The sequence below is a fragment of the Polaromonas sp. genome (genome assembly GCF_030682935.1).
Lineage (GTDB): Bacteria > Pseudomonadota > Gammaproteobacteria > Burkholderiales > Burkholderiaceae_C > Polaromonas.
In genome coordinates this window covers 1-13,041 of sequence record NZ_JAUXNA010000123.1, presented here as the reverse complement: position 1 = coordinate 13,041, position 13,041 = coordinate 1, and the positions used below count along the sequence as shown (strand labels likewise).

Genomic DNA, 13,041 nt, shown 5'->3' with positions numbered 1-13,041 from the left:
TTGTACTGGTCCGACCGGGTAGGGCGCCACAACAAAATTTTCAAAATGCCCAAGTTCCGCAGCATGCGGGTGGGCACGCCAGCGGTGGCCACGCACCTGCTGGCAGATCCCAAGGCGCACCTGACGCCGATTGGTTCTTTTTTGCGCAAGAGCAGCCTGGACGAGTTGCCCCAACTGTGGAGCATTCTGGTGGGTGACATGAGCTTTGTCGGCCCCCGGCCTGCGCTGTTTAATCAGCATGACCTGATTGCCCTGCGCACCCAGCACGGCGTGCATGAGCTGGTGCCGGGGCTGACGGGCTGGGCGCAAGTCAATGGGCGCGACGAGTTGCCGATTCCTGACAAGGTCAAGCTGGATGTGGCGTATCTTCAGCGGCAGTCGCTGTGGTTTGACATCCGTATTTTGTGGCTCACGTTGGTCAAGGTGTTGCGTCGGGATGGCGTTTCGCACTGAAGGCAGGCTGTTAATTCCTGAACGGTCCGCTGACGCGCGGTGCGGCCATGGCAAGCTGACGCAGTTTATAAAAACAACGAGTCAATGAGGATGAAATGATGACGGAAGATAAAAATATGCCCCCAGACCGAGCACACTTGACCGTAGCAAAACCGGCCCGTTTAGACGCAGGTGCCCATGCGTAGTCAAGTGCTCAAGTGGCCGCGTGTGGCCAAATTTCTGTTGGTCATGGCGTTTGATACGGTCATGGCGGTGGTGGCCATGTGGATGGCGTTTTCGCTGCGGCTGGACATGCTGCATCAGCCTTCCGGGACGCAATGGGTTGCTTATGGGCTGGCCCCTCTGCTGGCGATTCCGGTGTTCATCCGGTTCGGGCTTTACCGTGCCATTTTCAGGTACACCGGGCTGGCCGCTTTGGTCGCCACGGCGCAGGCGGTGGCGGTGTAGGGGGTTGTGCTGTTGGCCCTGTTGCTTTGGAACCAGTGGCCGGGCATCCCGCGCACGATTGGCTTGCTGCAACCGCTGATTTTTCTGGTGCTGGTGGGCACGAGCCGTGCGCTGGTGCGCTTTTGGCTGTCTGACGCTGGCAGGGTGGCCCGGCAGTCCGAAGGGCGCCTGCTGATTTATGGCGCGGGCAGCGCGGGCGTGCAGACGGCCACGGCCATCGGCATTACCGGCCAGTACAAGCTGGTGGGTTTTATTGACGACGACGACGCCAAAATGCGGCGCAGCATCAATGGCGCGCCGGTATTTGGCCCTGCCCAGATTCCGGACATCGTGGCCAGGCACCAGGTCACCGACATCTTGCTGGCCCTGCCCCGCGTCACCCGGGAACGCCGCAACAGCATTATTGAAAGCCTGCGCGGTTTGCCGGTGCATATTCGCACCTTGCCCGCCTGGGCCGACCTGGCCAGTGGCCGGGTCACGGTGCGTGACTTTCGCGAGCTCGATGTGGAAGACTTGCTGGGCCGCACCGCAGTGCCGCCCGATGCGGACCTGCTGGCGCGCGAGCTGACCGGGCAGGTGGTGCTGGTCAGCGGTGCCGGCGGCAGCATTGGCAGTGAGTTGTGTCGCCAGATCGTGCTGCAGCGGCCGCGCCAGTTGCTGCTGGTGGAACACAGTGAATTTGCGCTTTATGCCATTCACCAGGAGCTTCAGGCCCTGTGCGCTGCCGGGGAACTGTCCACCGAGCTGGTGCCGCTGCTGGGCAGCGTGCGCAACTATCCGCGCATGTCGGCTCTGTTCAAGCGCTACCGTCCGGCCATGGTGTACCACGCCGCAGCCTACAAGCATGTGCCCATGGTCGAGGGCAATGCCGGGGAAGGCATTGTCAACAATGTGTTTGGCACGCTCAACATGGCGCGGGCGGCGCTGGAGAACTCGGTGGCGCGCTTCGTGCTGATTTCAACCGACAAGGCGGTGCGGCCCACCAACGTGATGGGCGCGAGCAAACGCATGGCCGAGCTGGTGCTGCAGGCCTTGGCGGGCGACCGTGCGCCGGCCTTTGATGAAGGCACCGCCGTGCCTGGCGTGCCTCAAACCAACCACACCTGCTTCACCATGGTGCGCTTTGGCAACGTGCTGGACTCCAGTGGCAGCGTGGTGCCGCTGTTTCGCAGGCAGCTGGCCGAAGGCGGCCCGCTCACGGTGACCCACGCCGAGGTCACGCGTTATTTCATGACCATTCCCGAGGCCGCGCAGCTGGTGCTGCAGGCCGGCGCCATGGCGGTGGGGGGCGACGTCTTTGTGCTCGACATGGGCGCGCCGGTCAAGATCATGGATTTGGCCCGCCGGGTGGTTGAGCTGTCGGGCTTGACCGTGCGCGAAGACGGCGCGGCCACGGGCGATATCGCGATCCATATTTCCGGCTTGCGGCCGGGGGAAAAGCTCTACGAAGAACTGCTGATTGGCGACAACCCCGAACCCACGGCCCATCCGCGCATCATGAAAGCCCATGAGCCCTGTCTGCCCTGGTCTGAACTGACCCCTGAACTGCAGGCGCTGGGCGCGGCGGCGCAGGCCGACGATGTAGCGGCCATCAAGGCTTTGCTCAAGCGCCTGGTGCAGGGCTATCAGCCGGGCTGATGCAGTCTTGAGCGCGCCCTCACAACGGCGTAGTGTTCCTGATGGCTTGCCAGGCAAGAAAATCGGAACGCTTGAGCCGGTAACGCGCCACGCTGCCTTCGTGCAGCTGCTGGAGCGCATCGTTGAGCAGCTGGGCAAAGGCGTTCTGGTCTGTGGCGGATGCAAATTCGGTCGCCAACCGCACGATTGTTTCCCGGGACGGGGCGCGCCATGGGCCGCCCGGCGCGTTTGGTTCCGGTGAGTTTGTAGGTCGGGTTAGCCCAAGGGGCGTAACCCGACGTGTCCGGGGTACAGCAAGCGCCGATGTCGGGTTACGCTTCGCTAACCCGACCTACCATGGTGGGCAAGCCCGATGTGGCGCAGCGGCTGTGCGGGTCTTTGCAGGTTGATATTGAAAAAACGCGCCGCTTGCTTGGGTGGACACCGCCGCTGTCGCTGGACGAGGGGTTGCGGCGGGCGGCGGCGGGGATGTAAAAACCCTGAAAAAGAATATTCGACCTGGTGCTGGATCGGGTTTTGCACCGGCGCGCATCTGGTAACTGAAATCCCTGTGCGCAAGTTCAGACTGGCGCCAGTTCAAGCTTGATGCGGCGCCCGAGTGCGGCAGCAGCGCCGGCCACCGTGGGCGAGCTGGCGCGGCAGATTCAGGCTTTCAAGGACAGCCGAGCCACGCTGATGACCGAGCGCGTGGGCACCGGGCTGGTGCGTGCGATGTATGCCACCTACGTGAGCTACCTGCCAGTCGAGTTGTTTGCTTATGCCGTGCCGCAACATGCCGACCCGCGCGGGGTGTTTGTGGAAATGCTCAAAACGCCCGACGCCGGGCAGTTTTCTTACTTCACGGCGTACCCCGGCATTACTCGCGGCGGGCACTACCACCACAGCAAGACCGAGAAGTTCCTCGTAATCAAAGGTCAGGCGCGTTTCAAGTTCCGCCACATGCAAACCGGCCAGGCGCATGAGCTGGTGATCACGGGTGACAAACCCGAGATTGTGGAAACCGTACCCGGGTGGACGCACGACATCACCAACATCGGCGCTGACGAGATGATCGTCATGCTGTGGGCTAACGAGGTGTTTGACCGGGCGCGGCCTGATACGTTTGCTTGCCCGCTGTGAGGGGGATGGATTGCCGCGACCTGCGGCCTTGCGATGTTGTATAACTTTATTTTGCACGTTAACATTGGCTATGTTGTCGTGCGTTAATTTGGTTAATTTGATGGACTTGCCGTGCTGACACTGGATACCGCCGTTCAACACTACCTTGAAGAAGTCTTGGGCATTCCCGCTCCAGAGGTTCGACTATGGGCGCGGGAATCTGAACTGCCATATTTCCTGCGGGACGCATTTCAGATCAATGAACTGGATTTGCTGGGGCATTTTGTCCTGTTGGCGATCGACCGAAAAACTGCTGATAAGCCGCGTCTCGGCGAGGTTCGCGCCCAGTTAAACAAGGTGCGGGCGCTTGCCGGTCAGCCGGTTCTTTACTGCACCGGTGTTCACCATGAGCCAGACCGCATGAGCGGTCTATGAATCAATTCGCGCCCGTTGAAATCCGTCTGGCGCCCAGACTCCTAGCCCATGTTGTTGTACACAAGTCTGTTTTGCACCAGGTCAAGTGCCTACTGGCTTGGCTCCTTCCCCCAAAGGCGGGAAGGAGTAGAAACGGGCAGCCAGAACCTTCAGAAGGCCAGAGCCTGTCAGAAATTTTGTGTATAACGACATGCCTCTAGCCCTTGCTAGTCAATCGTGAGTAGCTATTAAAGTAGGAGCTTTCTTATTTTTGAAACTGGCGGTAGCCATGGTGGGCAAGCCCGATGTGGCGCAGCGGCTGTGCGGGTCTTTGCCGGTGGATATTGAAAAAACGCGCCGCTTGCTTGGGTGGACACCGCCGCTGTCGCTGGATGATGGGTTGCGGCGGGCGGCGGGCGGCGGCGGGGATGACCCCCCGGAAGGGGCCAGTTTTTTGATGGCAAGCCCAGAGAAGGCGCTGTGCGATGACAAAAAAGATTGACGAATTGCAAAAGTGTTACTACAATTTGTTTTGTGCACATCGAGTTCGACGCCAATAAAACGACACCAACATCCGTGACCGAGGTCTGTCGTTTGAGCGGGTTGCGAACTTCTATTTTGAGACTGCGGTCTTTAGGCAAGACACCCGGCGCGACTATGGCGAGATTCGCCTTCGCGCACTGGGCTACCTTGACGGCCGCATACATGCACTGGTGTTTGCTGAAGCCGCTACGGGCATTCGGGTCATCAGCTTTCGTAGGGCCAACAAGCGTGAGGTACTGATGTATGAACAAGAAACCAAATCCTGAACTGATTGACAATGACAACCCAGAATGGACGGCGCAGGACATCAAAACCGCCATATCGTTCTCCCGCCTACCCGCAACTTTGCAGGCCAAGCTGGGCGGGCGTGGGCCGCAAAAAGCACCACCGAAGGTGTCCACCACCATCCGCTTGTCTCCCGATGTGGTGCAAGCCTTCCGGGCGTCGGGTGACGGCTGGCAGACGCGTATTGATGCGGCGCTGAAAGACTGGCTGCGCACGCATTCGCCTGTATAAGTGGTAGCGTTAATTGGGGTCAGATTCCAATTAATTTAAAGCTTTTGTTCCTCTAGCCCTTGCTAGTCAATCGTGAGTAGCTATTAAAGTAGGAGCTTTCTTATTTTTGAAACTGGCGGCCGCCATGGTGGGCAAGCCCGATGTGGCGCAGCGCCTGTGTGGGTCTTTGCAGGTGGATATTGAAAAAACGCGGCGCCTGCTGGGTTGGCGCATGTCGTTATATACAAGTCCGCGCTGGCCTTCTGACGGTTCTGGCTGCCCGTTTCTACTCCTTCCCGCCTTTGGGGGAAGGCCGGGATGGGGGCTCTGTGCACTTGCAATTCTTTCAAATAAAGCAGGTGCGCTTGCTGTTGTCTTTCGGCCTGCCTTGCATCGCCATAGTCCGGATGAACGAATGCTTGCCTCGCCAGCCCCCAACCCAACCTTCCCCCAGAGGGGGAAGGAGCCAAGCCAGCAGGCACTTGACCTGGTGCAAAACAGACTTGTGTATAACAACATGGGTTGGACGCCGCCGCTGTCGCTGGATGAGGGCTTGCGGCGGGTGGCGGCGGGTGTGCGTAAAACTGCTTGCGGGGTTTGATGCAAAATCGATCACCGACATGATGACTGGAGCAAATATGAACAGGATTACCCTGGAGCCCGGCAAGCGGGGCGGCAGGCCGTGTATACGCGGCCTGCGGATCACGGTGTATGACGTGCTGTCCATGTTGTCCACCAATATGACGCAGCAAGAGATTCTGGAGGATTTTCCAGAGCTGGAGCCCGAGGATATTCTGGCGGCTCTTGCCTTCGCGGCAGACCGTGAGCACAAGGTCTATTCGCTGGCTGTGCAATGAAGTTGTTGCTGGACGAAAACCTGTCCCGCCGGCTGATCCCGTTTCTCCAGCATGACTATCCCGGCAGTTCCCAAGTGGTGCTGTTGGGGCTCGAAGCGGCATCGGACCGTGTGGTTTGGCACACCGCCAAAGACCATGGCTTTGTCATCGTGACGCGTGACGCGTGATGCTGATTTTGAAGAGCTTTCATTAGTCTGGGGTCAGCCTCCAAAGGTGATTTGGCTCAAGACCAGAAATCAGTCGCGCGCAGCCACGGGCGATATCGCGATCCATATTTCCGGCTTGCGGCCGGGGAAAAAGCTCTACGAAGAACTGCTGATTGGCGACAACCCCGAACCCACGGCCCATCCGCGCATCATGAAAGCCCATGAGCCCTGTCTGCCCTGGTCTGAACTGACGCCCGAACTGCAGGCGCTGGGCGTGGCGGCGCAGGCCGACGATGTACCCGCCATCAAGGCCCTGCTCAAGCGCCTGGTGCAGGGTTACCAGCCGGGCTGATGCGGCCCGGAAGGACTTCGGGGTGCATGCGGCACAATTCATCGTTATTTTTTCCATCTGCAAGGCAAGCTGCAATGACAAAACCCCCTTCCAACTTCACTGACCCTGATCTGTCCCACATTGGCCCGCGCGACAAGGCCGAAATCCTGGCGCAGGCGTTGCCTTACATTCGCCAGTTTCATGGCAAAACCATCGTCATCAAATACGGCGGCAACGCCATGACCGACCCGGCGCTGCAGGCGGATTTTGCCGAAGATGTGGTGCTGCTCAAGCTGGTGGGCATGAACCCGGTGGTGGTGCATGGCGGCGGTCCGCAGATTGAAGCGGCGCTGAACCGCCTGGGCAAGAAGGGCCACTTCATTCAGGGCATGCGCGTGACCGATGAAGAAACCAGGGAAGTGGTGGAGTGGGTGCTGGCCGGCCAGGTGCAGCAGGACATCGTGGGCCTGATCAACCAGGCCGGCGGCAAGGCGGTGGGCCTGACGGGCCGCGACGGCGGCTTGATCCGGGCGCAAAAACTCAAGATGCTGGACAAGGACGACTCGACCCAGGAGCACGACATCGGCTTTGTGGGCGAGATCGTCAGCATTGACCCGAGCGTGGTCAAGGCGCTGCAGGATGATGCCTTCATTCCCGTGATCAGCCCGATTGGCTTTGGCGACAACAACGAAAGCTACAACATCAATGCCGATGTGGTGGCGGGCAAGCTGGCGACCGTGCTCAAGGCTGAAAAGCTGGTGCTGCTGACCAACATTCCGGGGGTGCTGAACAAGGCCGGCGAGTTGCTGACCGACCTGACCGCCCGGGAGATTGATGCGCTGTTTGCCGATGGCACGATTTCGGGCGGGATGCTGCCCAAAATAGAAGGCGCGCTGGATGCGGCCAAAAGCGGCGTCAACTCGGTTCACATCATTGATGGCCGGGTGCCGCATGCCATGCTGCTGGAGATTCTGACCGACCAGGCCTACGGGACGATGATTCGCTCGCATTAGGTGCTGGCCGTCTTTGGGATTTTTTCGGGGGCAGTGGGCGAAAACCCGCGCCCGGGGCGTGATGGGGCTGTGCGAGAATCATTTGCAACGATTCCCGTTTTTTTGCAACAGTCCTCTTTTTGTATACACCCCTCTTATGTCCGACCTGGCGTCTGAACCCGAACTGAGCCTGCCTGCCGCGGCAACTTCTGCCGAGCCGGTAGCGCGCAAGCGGCCCAAGCCGGGTGAGCGCCGGGTTCAGATTCTGCAGGCGCTGGCGTCCATGCTGGAGCAGCCGGGCGCAGAACGCATCACGACGTCTGCATTGGCCGCCAAACTGGAAGTCAGTGAAGCGGCGCTTTACCGCCATTTCGCCAGCAAGGCGCAAATGTTCGAAGGGCTGATCGATTTCGTGGAACAAAGTGTTTTCACGCTGGTTAACCAGATCGCGGCGCGCGAGCCTGACCCGGCGGGCCGCACCCGCAAGCTGGTGGCCATGGTGCTGCAGTTCGGCGAAAAAAATCCCGGCATGGCGCGCGTGATGGTGGGCGACGCACTGGTGTTTGAAAACGAGCGCTTGCAAGCGCGCATGAACCAGTTCTTTGACAAGCTGGAGTCCAGCTTGAAACAAAGCCTGCGCGATGCAGCTGCGGCCGCCGGAGCGGTCGCGCCCACAGTCGACGCGCAGGTCCGCGCGTCGGTGGTTGTGGCCTTCATGGTGGGCCGTTTGCAGCGCTTTGCCCGCTCGGGCTTCAAACGCCTGCCGTCCGAGCACCTGGAAGCCAGCCTGGCCGCGATTCTGGCTTGAGCCTGCCTTGATGGCTTTCAAACACTAAAGTCCTGCGCCAGTCCCGGACTGGCGCAAGTGGATATCAGTCCAGGGTTACGCCGGAGTCCTTGACCAGCTTGCCAAGGCGCACCGACTCTTTCTGGATCAGTTCCCCGAATTGCGCGGGCGTGCCGCCCACGACCGGCGTGCCCAGCGCTTCCCACTTCTTGTGGAAACCGGGGGTGCTGAAAATTTGGTTGAACGTCGCGTTGAGCTTGTCAATGATCGCCACCGGCGTCCCGGCACGCACGACGACACCGTGCCAGGCGCTGAACTCGTAGCCGGGGATGCCGGCCTCAAGCATGGTCGGCACATCGGGCAGTGAGGCGCTGCGTTTGGCGGACGTCACGGCGAGGGGCACCAGCTTGCCGGTCTGGATGTAGGGCAGCGAACTGCCAAGTACGTCGAACATCACGTTCACCTGCCCCCCCAACAGGTCGTTGAGCGCAGGACCCGCGCCGCGATAAGGGATGTGCGTCATCTTGATGTTCATCTGGTTGTTGAACAACTCGCCCGCCAGATGCTGCGGCGTGCCGTTGCCCGCGGAGGCAAAGCTCAGCTCCGACTTCGGCGCTTTGGCTGCCGCCACCAGTTCCTTGACGCTCTTGATGCCGAGCTTGGGGTGGACCTCCAGCACCAGCGGGAAAGACGAAATCTGGATCACGGGCGTCAGGTCCGTGAGGGGATTAAAGGACATGCTGCGGTACAGCGTGGCGTTCACCGCCATGGGGCCGCTGGCTGCCAGCAGCAGGGTATAGCCGTCAGCGGGGGCTTGTTTGGCCACTTCGCCGCTTCCCAGGTTGCCGCCGGCGCCGGCCTTGTTTTCAATCACGATGGGTACGCCGAGCCGGGTCTGCAGCTCGACCTGCAGCAGCCTGGCCATCAGATCCGTGGGGCCGCCGGGCGGGTAGGGCACGATGAAGCGGATCGGTTTGCCGGGGTAGGCGTCCTGCGCCAGCGCCGGCAGTGCCGTCAGGGTGCTCAGTCCGAGGCCGAGGGTGGCCAGGCTTTTCATGAAGGTGGATCGTTTCAAGGTGTCTCCTTTTTTGGGTCGTCAATTAAACAGGGGTCAGGCGGCACAAAACTGTGCGCGTATCTGCTGCGCGGTGGCCAGCGGGCGGCCCAGGCAGGCGGCTGCCTGGGCCGCTTGCGCCACCAGTGCCGCGTTGTCCGGGGCAGGCTCGCCGTTGCTGAGCGTCAGGTTGTTCTCAAAGCCCACGCGCACATGGCCGCCCATGGCGGCGGCCGCCATGACGCAGGCGTGTTCGGTGGCACCGAAGGCGCACACCGACCAGGGCTCGTCGCCGGTGTGTGCGTGGAGAAACGGCACGAGGTCGCGCGGGGCGGAGGTTTGTCCCGCGCTGTAGCGTCCCAGTACAAACAGCACCGACCAGCGGCCGTCGGGAATCACGCCCTGCGTGCGCAGCTGCTGCCAGCGCTGCAGGTCTTTCACGTCGTACAAAATGACCTGCGTCATCACGCGCTCGCGCACCAGCCAGGCAAAAAAATCAGCCAGGCCCACGTCGCCGATGGCGGGCTGGTCAATCTCGCGCAGGCCTACGGAAACCGCCTCGGGCCGCAGGCTGCGCACCATGGCGATTTGCGCTGGCGCCTCATAGACACGTGCCGCCTCGCTGGTCACCTGCAGCACCATGTCGTCGCCCACCGCCGCCCTGACAGCGGCCAGGGCGTCGCGGTAGCCCGCCACGTCGAGGCTGTGGCGTCCTGCGCTGTCGCGGATGTGCAGGTGCAGCATGGCCGCGCCTGCGTCCAGGCATTGGCGCGCTGTGGCGGCCAGGGTGGCGGGGGTGATGGGCAGGGCCGGATGGTCTGCGGGCTGCTTGTAGGCGCCGTTGGGTGCCACGGTCAGGATCAGGGGAAGGGTGCTCATGGTGCGGTGGTGGCGGTGTTAGCGTCCAGGTCGTCGGTGTCAATCGGGGGCAGTTCATCGGCCAGCAGCGCCAGTCCCTGCTGCAGCAGATGGTTGTAACGGGCCTGCTCGGCCTGGCGGCGTTCTTCGGGCCAGTCGTAGAAACCGGCGCCTGTCTTCATGCCCAGCCGGCCCGCCGCCACGCGCTCGCGCAGCACGCGTGCGGGCTCGCTGGCGTTGCTCAGCGTCGGGTACATCGTGGCGGCGGCGGCGCAGTGCACGTCCAGCCCGGCATGGTCGCGCTGCAGCACCGGGCCGGCGGCCAGGTAGCGAAAGCCGAAGCCGAATCGCACGGCCGCGTCCACATCTTCAGGGGTGGCAATGCCTTCGTCGATCATGGCAAAGGCTTCGCGTGCCAGTGCGTGCTGCAGGCGGTTGGCCAGAAAGCCGGGTTTGTCCTTGCGCACCAGCACCGGCACGCTGCCGCAGCCGCGCATGAACGCGCACAGGCGGTCGGCCTGTGCGGGGTCGGTATCGGGACCAAGCACCACCTCGACCAGCGGCACCAGGTGGGCCGGCATGAAAAAGTGCAGGCCCAGCATGCGCTGGCGCGCGTCCAGGCTCTGGGCAATCGCGCTGATCGGGAAGCTGGAGCTGTTGCTGGTGAGCACGGTGGTGGCGGGTGCGCACTTCACCAGCTGCGCAAACAACTGCTGCTTCATGGAAAGATTTTCCGGAATGCACTCGACCACCAGGGCCACGTCGTCCCACTTCACCGCCGCCAGTGCCGGCACGGCCGCCACGCGTTCTGCGCGCCGCTCCAGTCCGAGGGGCGTGAGGGCTTGGCGCACATGGGCCTGCAATTGCTCGCGCTTGGGTCGGTCTGGGTCGATCACCGTCACGCGGCAACCGCCGCGCGCCAGCACCACGGCGACATCGGCGCCCATGGTGCCGCCGCCTACAACGACGGCATGGGTGTTTTTGGGATGGGTAGGCAGCAGCTTCAAAAGGACGTCTTTCATTGAGGTTGCTTGAAGTTTAGGAGGTCAAGATTGCAGCGTCCAACCGTTTTTATAGATAAACTGATCGGCTATGCAGATCAATTGGTCGGTGCGCGAGCTCGACGTCTTTTTGGCCCTGGCGGGCACCCTCAGTTTTCGCCGCACCGCCGTGCAGGTGAACCTGTCGCAGTCGGCGGTGTCCGGCGTCATCACGCGGCTTGAAGAAGCGCTCGCGGTGCGCCTGTTCGACCGCACGACCCGCAACGTGCAGCTCACGGTTGCTGGCCAGGTGTTCGCCGAGCAGGCCTTGCTGCTGCGCACCCAGACGGCCGAGGCCGTGCGTGCCGTGCGCAATGTGGCCGAGCTGCAGGTGGGGCATGTCAGGCTGGCCGCGCTGCCGTCGCTGGCCGCCACCGTGGTGCCCGCTGCCTGCGCCCGCTACGGCGCGCTGTACCCGGGCGTGCAGTTTCAGGTGTTTGACACCCTGTCGGGCCCGGCGTTTGACCTGGTGCGGGCCGGTCAGGTTGACTTTGCGCTGACGGCCGCCAATCCTGCCTATGCCGACCTCGACTACACGCCGCTGGCCTCCGACAGCTTTGTTTTGTTGATCCCGCCTGGCCACACGCTGGCCAAAGGGCGTGGCCCGCTGCGCTGGATGGACGTGGCGGGGCTGACGCACATCTCGATGCCGCTGCCGGCCAGCGTGCGCCAGTACGCCGACGCCGCGCTGCTGCAGCACCGCATCCGTTTTGCGCCGACCTACGAGGTCGAGCACCTGGCCACCATCACGGCCATGGTCGCCTGCGGTCTCGGGGTGGCCGCGCTGCCGGAGCTGGCGGCGGCGGTCGCGCCCCTGCCCGGCGTGGTGCGTCGCGCCCTGATCGCGCCTGACATGGCGCGCCCCATCGGCCTGGTGACGCGGCGTTATCGCAGCTTGTCACCGGCCGCCGCCGCCCTGGTTGAGGTGCTGCGCGAAGAGATGGCCCGCCAGGTCAAGAAAATTCAAGGGTAAACCCGAGGGCAACATAGAGGCGGGTGCCTGGAAATAAGTAGCGCTGCGTCGCGCAAGACGCATGAATTTGCTGCAAAATAGCACGGTCGTACTATTATTTTTTTGCAGTGCCATGTCCGTCAATAAACTCACCGTCAAAACCGCGCATGCTCAGTCCATGAGCGCAACGATTCCAAAAAGCCAGCACAAAGGCCAGCAAACCAAGGCCGCCATTGTGGATGCCGCGTTGGGCCTGGCCACGCAGATTGGCCTGGAAGGCCTGAGTATTGGCGCGCTGGCCGAAGTCATGCACATGAGCAAGTCCGGCGTATTTGCGCATTTCGGGTCGCGCGAAGAGCTGCAGATCTCGGTGATCCGCGAATACCACGCCCGCTTTGAGGAAGAAGTCTTTTTCCCCGCGCTGCAGCAGCCGCGCGGCCTGCCGCGTCTGCGCGCGCTGTTTCACAACTGGATGATGCGCACCTCGGTCGAAATCGATTCGGGCTGCCTCTACATCAGCGGGGCCGTTGAATTTGACGACCGGCCCGGCCCGGTGCGCGATGCGCTGGCGGGCTCCGTGCGGACCTGGCTCGCGGCCCTGAACCGGGCGGTGGCGCAGGCCAAGGAGGCGGGCCATTTGCGCGCTGACGCCGACGAGCACCAGATCGCTTTCGAGATTCACGGGCTCATTCTGGCGCTGCATTACGAAGCCCGTTTCTTGAAGACCCCCGGCTCCATAGCCCGCGCCAACACGGCTTTTTCCAACATTCTGGGGCGGGGTGGCCGTGAGGACGCGGTGGCGTCCCCTGCTTCGGCCCGCGCTTTCCTGGGCGGGGGGGGGGGGGGGGGGGGGGGGGGGGGGGGGGGGGGGGGGGGGGGGGGGGGGGGGGGGGGGGGGGGGGGGGGGGGGGGGGGGGGGGGGGGGGGGGGGGGGGG

At 62.5% G+C, this 13,041-nt stretch carries 17 protein-coding genes and 2 pseudogenes; 15 read left to right on the top strand and 4 right to left on the bottom strand.

From position 1 onward, the window contains the following. The coding region (locus tag Q8K05_RS05700) for a sugar transferase (RefSeq protein WP_305245543.1) at positions 1-453 on the top strand (453 nt) is incomplete at its 5' end. Between the two features lie 177 nt (positions 454-630). After that, positions 631-2,538: pseudogene (locus Q8K05_RS05695) on the top strand (polysaccharide biosynthesis protein). Between the two features lie 19 nt (positions 2,539-2,557). Here the strand turns inward: Q8K05_RS05695 and Q8K05_RS05690 are convergent. Then, positions 2,558-2,722 (bottom strand): hypothetical protein, encoded by a 165-nt coding sequence (locus Q8K05_RS05690; protein WP_305245542.1) that lies wholly within the window; start codon positions 2,720-2,722, stop codon positions 2,558-2,560. Between the two features lie 401 nt (positions 2,723-3,123). On the opposite strand from Q8K05_RS05690, the gene Q8K05_RS05680 reads away from it, so the two are divergent. The 11 genes from Q8K05_RS05680 (at position 3,124) to slmA (ending at position 8,222) form a co-directional block, all read left to right on the top strand. Beyond that, positions 3,124-3,657 carry a hypothetical protein gene (locus Q8K05_RS05680; RefSeq protein ID WP_305245541.1) on the top strand — a complete coding sequence of 178 codons (534 nt, stop codon included), beginning with the start codon at positions 3,124-3,126 and terminating at the stop codon, positions 3,655-3,657. Positions 3,658-3,768: 111 nt separating this feature from the next. Then, positions 3,769-4,071, top strand: coding sequence for a hypothetical protein (locus Q8K05_RS05675; RefSeq protein WP_305245540.1), 303 nt, complete (start codon positions 3,769-3,771; stop codon positions 4,069-4,071). Between the two features lie 268 nt (positions 4,072-4,339). Further along, on the top strand, positions 4,340-4,552 hold the full coding sequence (locus tag Q8K05_RS05670) for a hypothetical protein (protein ID WP_305245539.1): 213 nt from the start codon (positions 4,340-4,342) through the stop codon (positions 4,550-4,552). Positions 4,553-4,622: 70 nt separating this feature from the next. Next, a complete protein-coding gene (locus Q8K05_RS05665) occupies positions 4,623-4,859 on the top strand; it encodes a BrnT family toxin (protein ID WP_370868778.1) in 237 nt (78 codons plus the stop codon). After that, entirely contained in the window at positions 4,837-5,109 is a 273-nt protein-coding gene (locus tag Q8K05_RS05660; RefSeq protein WP_305245538.1) for a BrnA antitoxin family protein, read from the top strand. Before Q8K05_RS05665 ends, Q8K05_RS05660 begins: the two co-directional genes overlap by 23 nt. Positions 5,110-5,215: 106 nt before the next feature. Beyond that, positions 5,216-5,689: a hypothetical protein gene (locus Q8K05_RS05655; protein WP_305245537.1), complete on the top strand. Its 474-nt coding sequence runs from the start codon at positions 5,216-5,218 to the stop codon at positions 5,687-5,689. 37 nt (positions 5,690-5,726) lie between these two features. Beyond that, entirely contained in the window at positions 5,727-5,945 is a 219-nt protein-coding gene (locus Q8K05_RS05650; RefSeq protein WP_305245536.1) for a DUF433 domain-containing protein, read from the top strand. Next, a complete protein-coding gene (locus Q8K05_RS05645; protein WP_305245535.1) occupies positions 5,942-6,112 on the top strand; it encodes a DUF5615 family PIN-like protein in 171 nt (56 codons plus the stop codon). The genes Q8K05_RS05650 and Q8K05_RS05645 overlap by 4 nt, the downstream gene beginning before the upstream one ends. A gap of 46 nt (positions 6,113-6,158) precedes the next feature. Then, entirely contained in the window at positions 6,159-6,443 is a 285-nt protein-coding gene (locus Q8K05_RS05640) for a polysaccharide biosynthesis protein (RefSeq protein WP_370868777.1), read from the top strand. Between the two features lie 74 nt (positions 6,444-6,517). After that, positions 6,518-7,435, top strand: a complete 918-nt coding sequence (gene argB, locus Q8K05_RS05635; RefSeq protein ID WP_305245534.1) for an acetylglutamate kinase — start codon at positions 6,518-6,520, stop codon at positions 7,433-7,435. A gap of 136 nt (positions 7,436-7,571) precedes the next feature. Then, complete coding sequence (gene slmA / locus Q8K05_RS05630; RefSeq protein WP_305245533.1) at positions 7,572-8,222, top strand: nucleoid occlusion factor SlmA; 651 nt, start codon at positions 7,572-7,574, stop codon at positions 8,220-8,222. 64 nt (positions 8,223-8,286) lie between these two features. On the opposite strand, the gene Q8K05_RS05625 is transcribed toward slmA, so the two are convergent. From Q8K05_RS05625 to Q8K05_RS05615, 3 genes are read right to left on the bottom strand one after another with little or no spacing between them, the layout of a single operon-like run. After that, positions 8,287-9,258 carry a tripartite tricarboxylate transporter substrate binding protein gene (locus Q8K05_RS05625; RefSeq protein ID WP_305245545.1) on the bottom strand — a complete coding sequence of 324 codons (972 nt, stop codon included), beginning with the start codon at positions 9,256-9,258 and terminating at the stop codon, positions 8,287-8,289. Positions 9,259-9,312: 54 nt separating this feature from the next. Next, positions 9,313-10,134, bottom strand: coding sequence for a 3-keto-5-aminohexanoate cleavage protein (locus Q8K05_RS05620; RefSeq protein ID WP_305245532.1), 822 nt, complete (start codon positions 10,132-10,134; stop codon positions 9,313-9,315). After that, on the bottom strand, positions 10,131-11,135 hold the full coding sequence (locus Q8K05_RS05615; RefSeq protein WP_370868776.1) for a 3-hydroxyacyl-CoA dehydrogenase family protein: 1,005 nt from the start codon (positions 11,133-11,135) through the stop codon (positions 10,131-10,133). The genes Q8K05_RS05620 and Q8K05_RS05615 overlap by 4 nt, the downstream gene beginning before the upstream one ends. 70 nt (positions 11,136-11,205) lie before the next feature. On the opposite strand from Q8K05_RS05615, the gene Q8K05_RS05610 reads away from it, so the two are divergent. Continuing rightward, positions 11,206-12,126, top strand: a complete 921-nt coding sequence (locus tag Q8K05_RS05610; protein WP_305245531.1) for a LysR family transcriptional regulator — start codon at positions 11,206-11,208, stop codon at positions 12,124-12,126. A gap of 112 nt (positions 12,127-12,238) precedes the next feature. Continuing rightward, positions 12,239-12,916: pseudogene (locus tag Q8K05_RS05605) on the top strand (TetR/AcrR family transcriptional regulator); the annotation flags it as partial. Between the last annotated feature and the right edge of the window lie 125 nt (positions 12,917-13,041).

Excerpts from the sequence above, each read along its gene's own strand:
- Q8K05_RS05680 (WP_305245541.1), top strand. The coding sequence starts at position 3,124 with ATGCGGCGCCCGAGTGCGGCAGCAGCGCCGGCCACCGTGGGCGAGCTG.
- Q8K05_RS05670 (WP_305245539.1), top strand. The coding sequence starts at position 4,340 with ATGGTGGGCAAGCCCGATGTGGCGCAGCGGCTGTGCGGGTCTTTGCCG.
- Q8K05_RS05660 (WP_305245538.1), top strand. The coding sequence starts at position 4,837 with ATGAACAAGAAACCAAATCCTGAACTGATTGACAATGACAACCCAGAA.
- Q8K05_RS05650 (WP_305245536.1), top strand. The coding sequence starts at position 5,727 with ATGAACAGGATTACCCTGGAGCCCGGCAAGCGGGGCGGCAGGCCGTGT.
- Q8K05_RS05645 (WP_305245535.1), top strand. The coding sequence starts at position 5,942 with ATGAAGTTGTTGCTGGACGAAAACCTGTCCCGCCGGCTGATCCCGTTT.
- argB (WP_305245534.1), top strand. The coding sequence starts at position 6,518 with ATGACAAAACCCCCTTCCAACTTCACTGACCCTGATCTGTCCCACATT.
- slmA (WP_305245533.1), top strand. The coding sequence starts at position 7,572 with ATGTCCGACCTGGCGTCTGAACCCGAACTGAGCCTGCCTGCCGCGGCA.
- Q8K05_RS05625 (WP_305245545.1), bottom strand. The coding sequence starts at position 9,258 with ATGAAAAGCCTGGCCACCCTCGGCCTCGGACTGAGCACCCTGACGGCA.
- Q8K05_RS05620 (WP_305245532.1), bottom strand. The coding sequence starts at position 10,134 with ATGAGCACCCTTCCCCTGATCCTGACCGTGGCACCCAACGGCGCCTAC.
- Q8K05_RS05615 (WP_370868776.1), bottom strand. The coding sequence starts at position 11,135 with ATGAAAGACGTCCTTTTGAAGCTGCTGCCTACCCATCCCAAAAACACC.
- Q8K05_RS05610 (WP_305245531.1), top strand. The coding sequence starts at position 11,206 with ATGCAGATCAATTGGTCGGTGCGCGAGCTCGACGTCTTTTTGGCCCTG.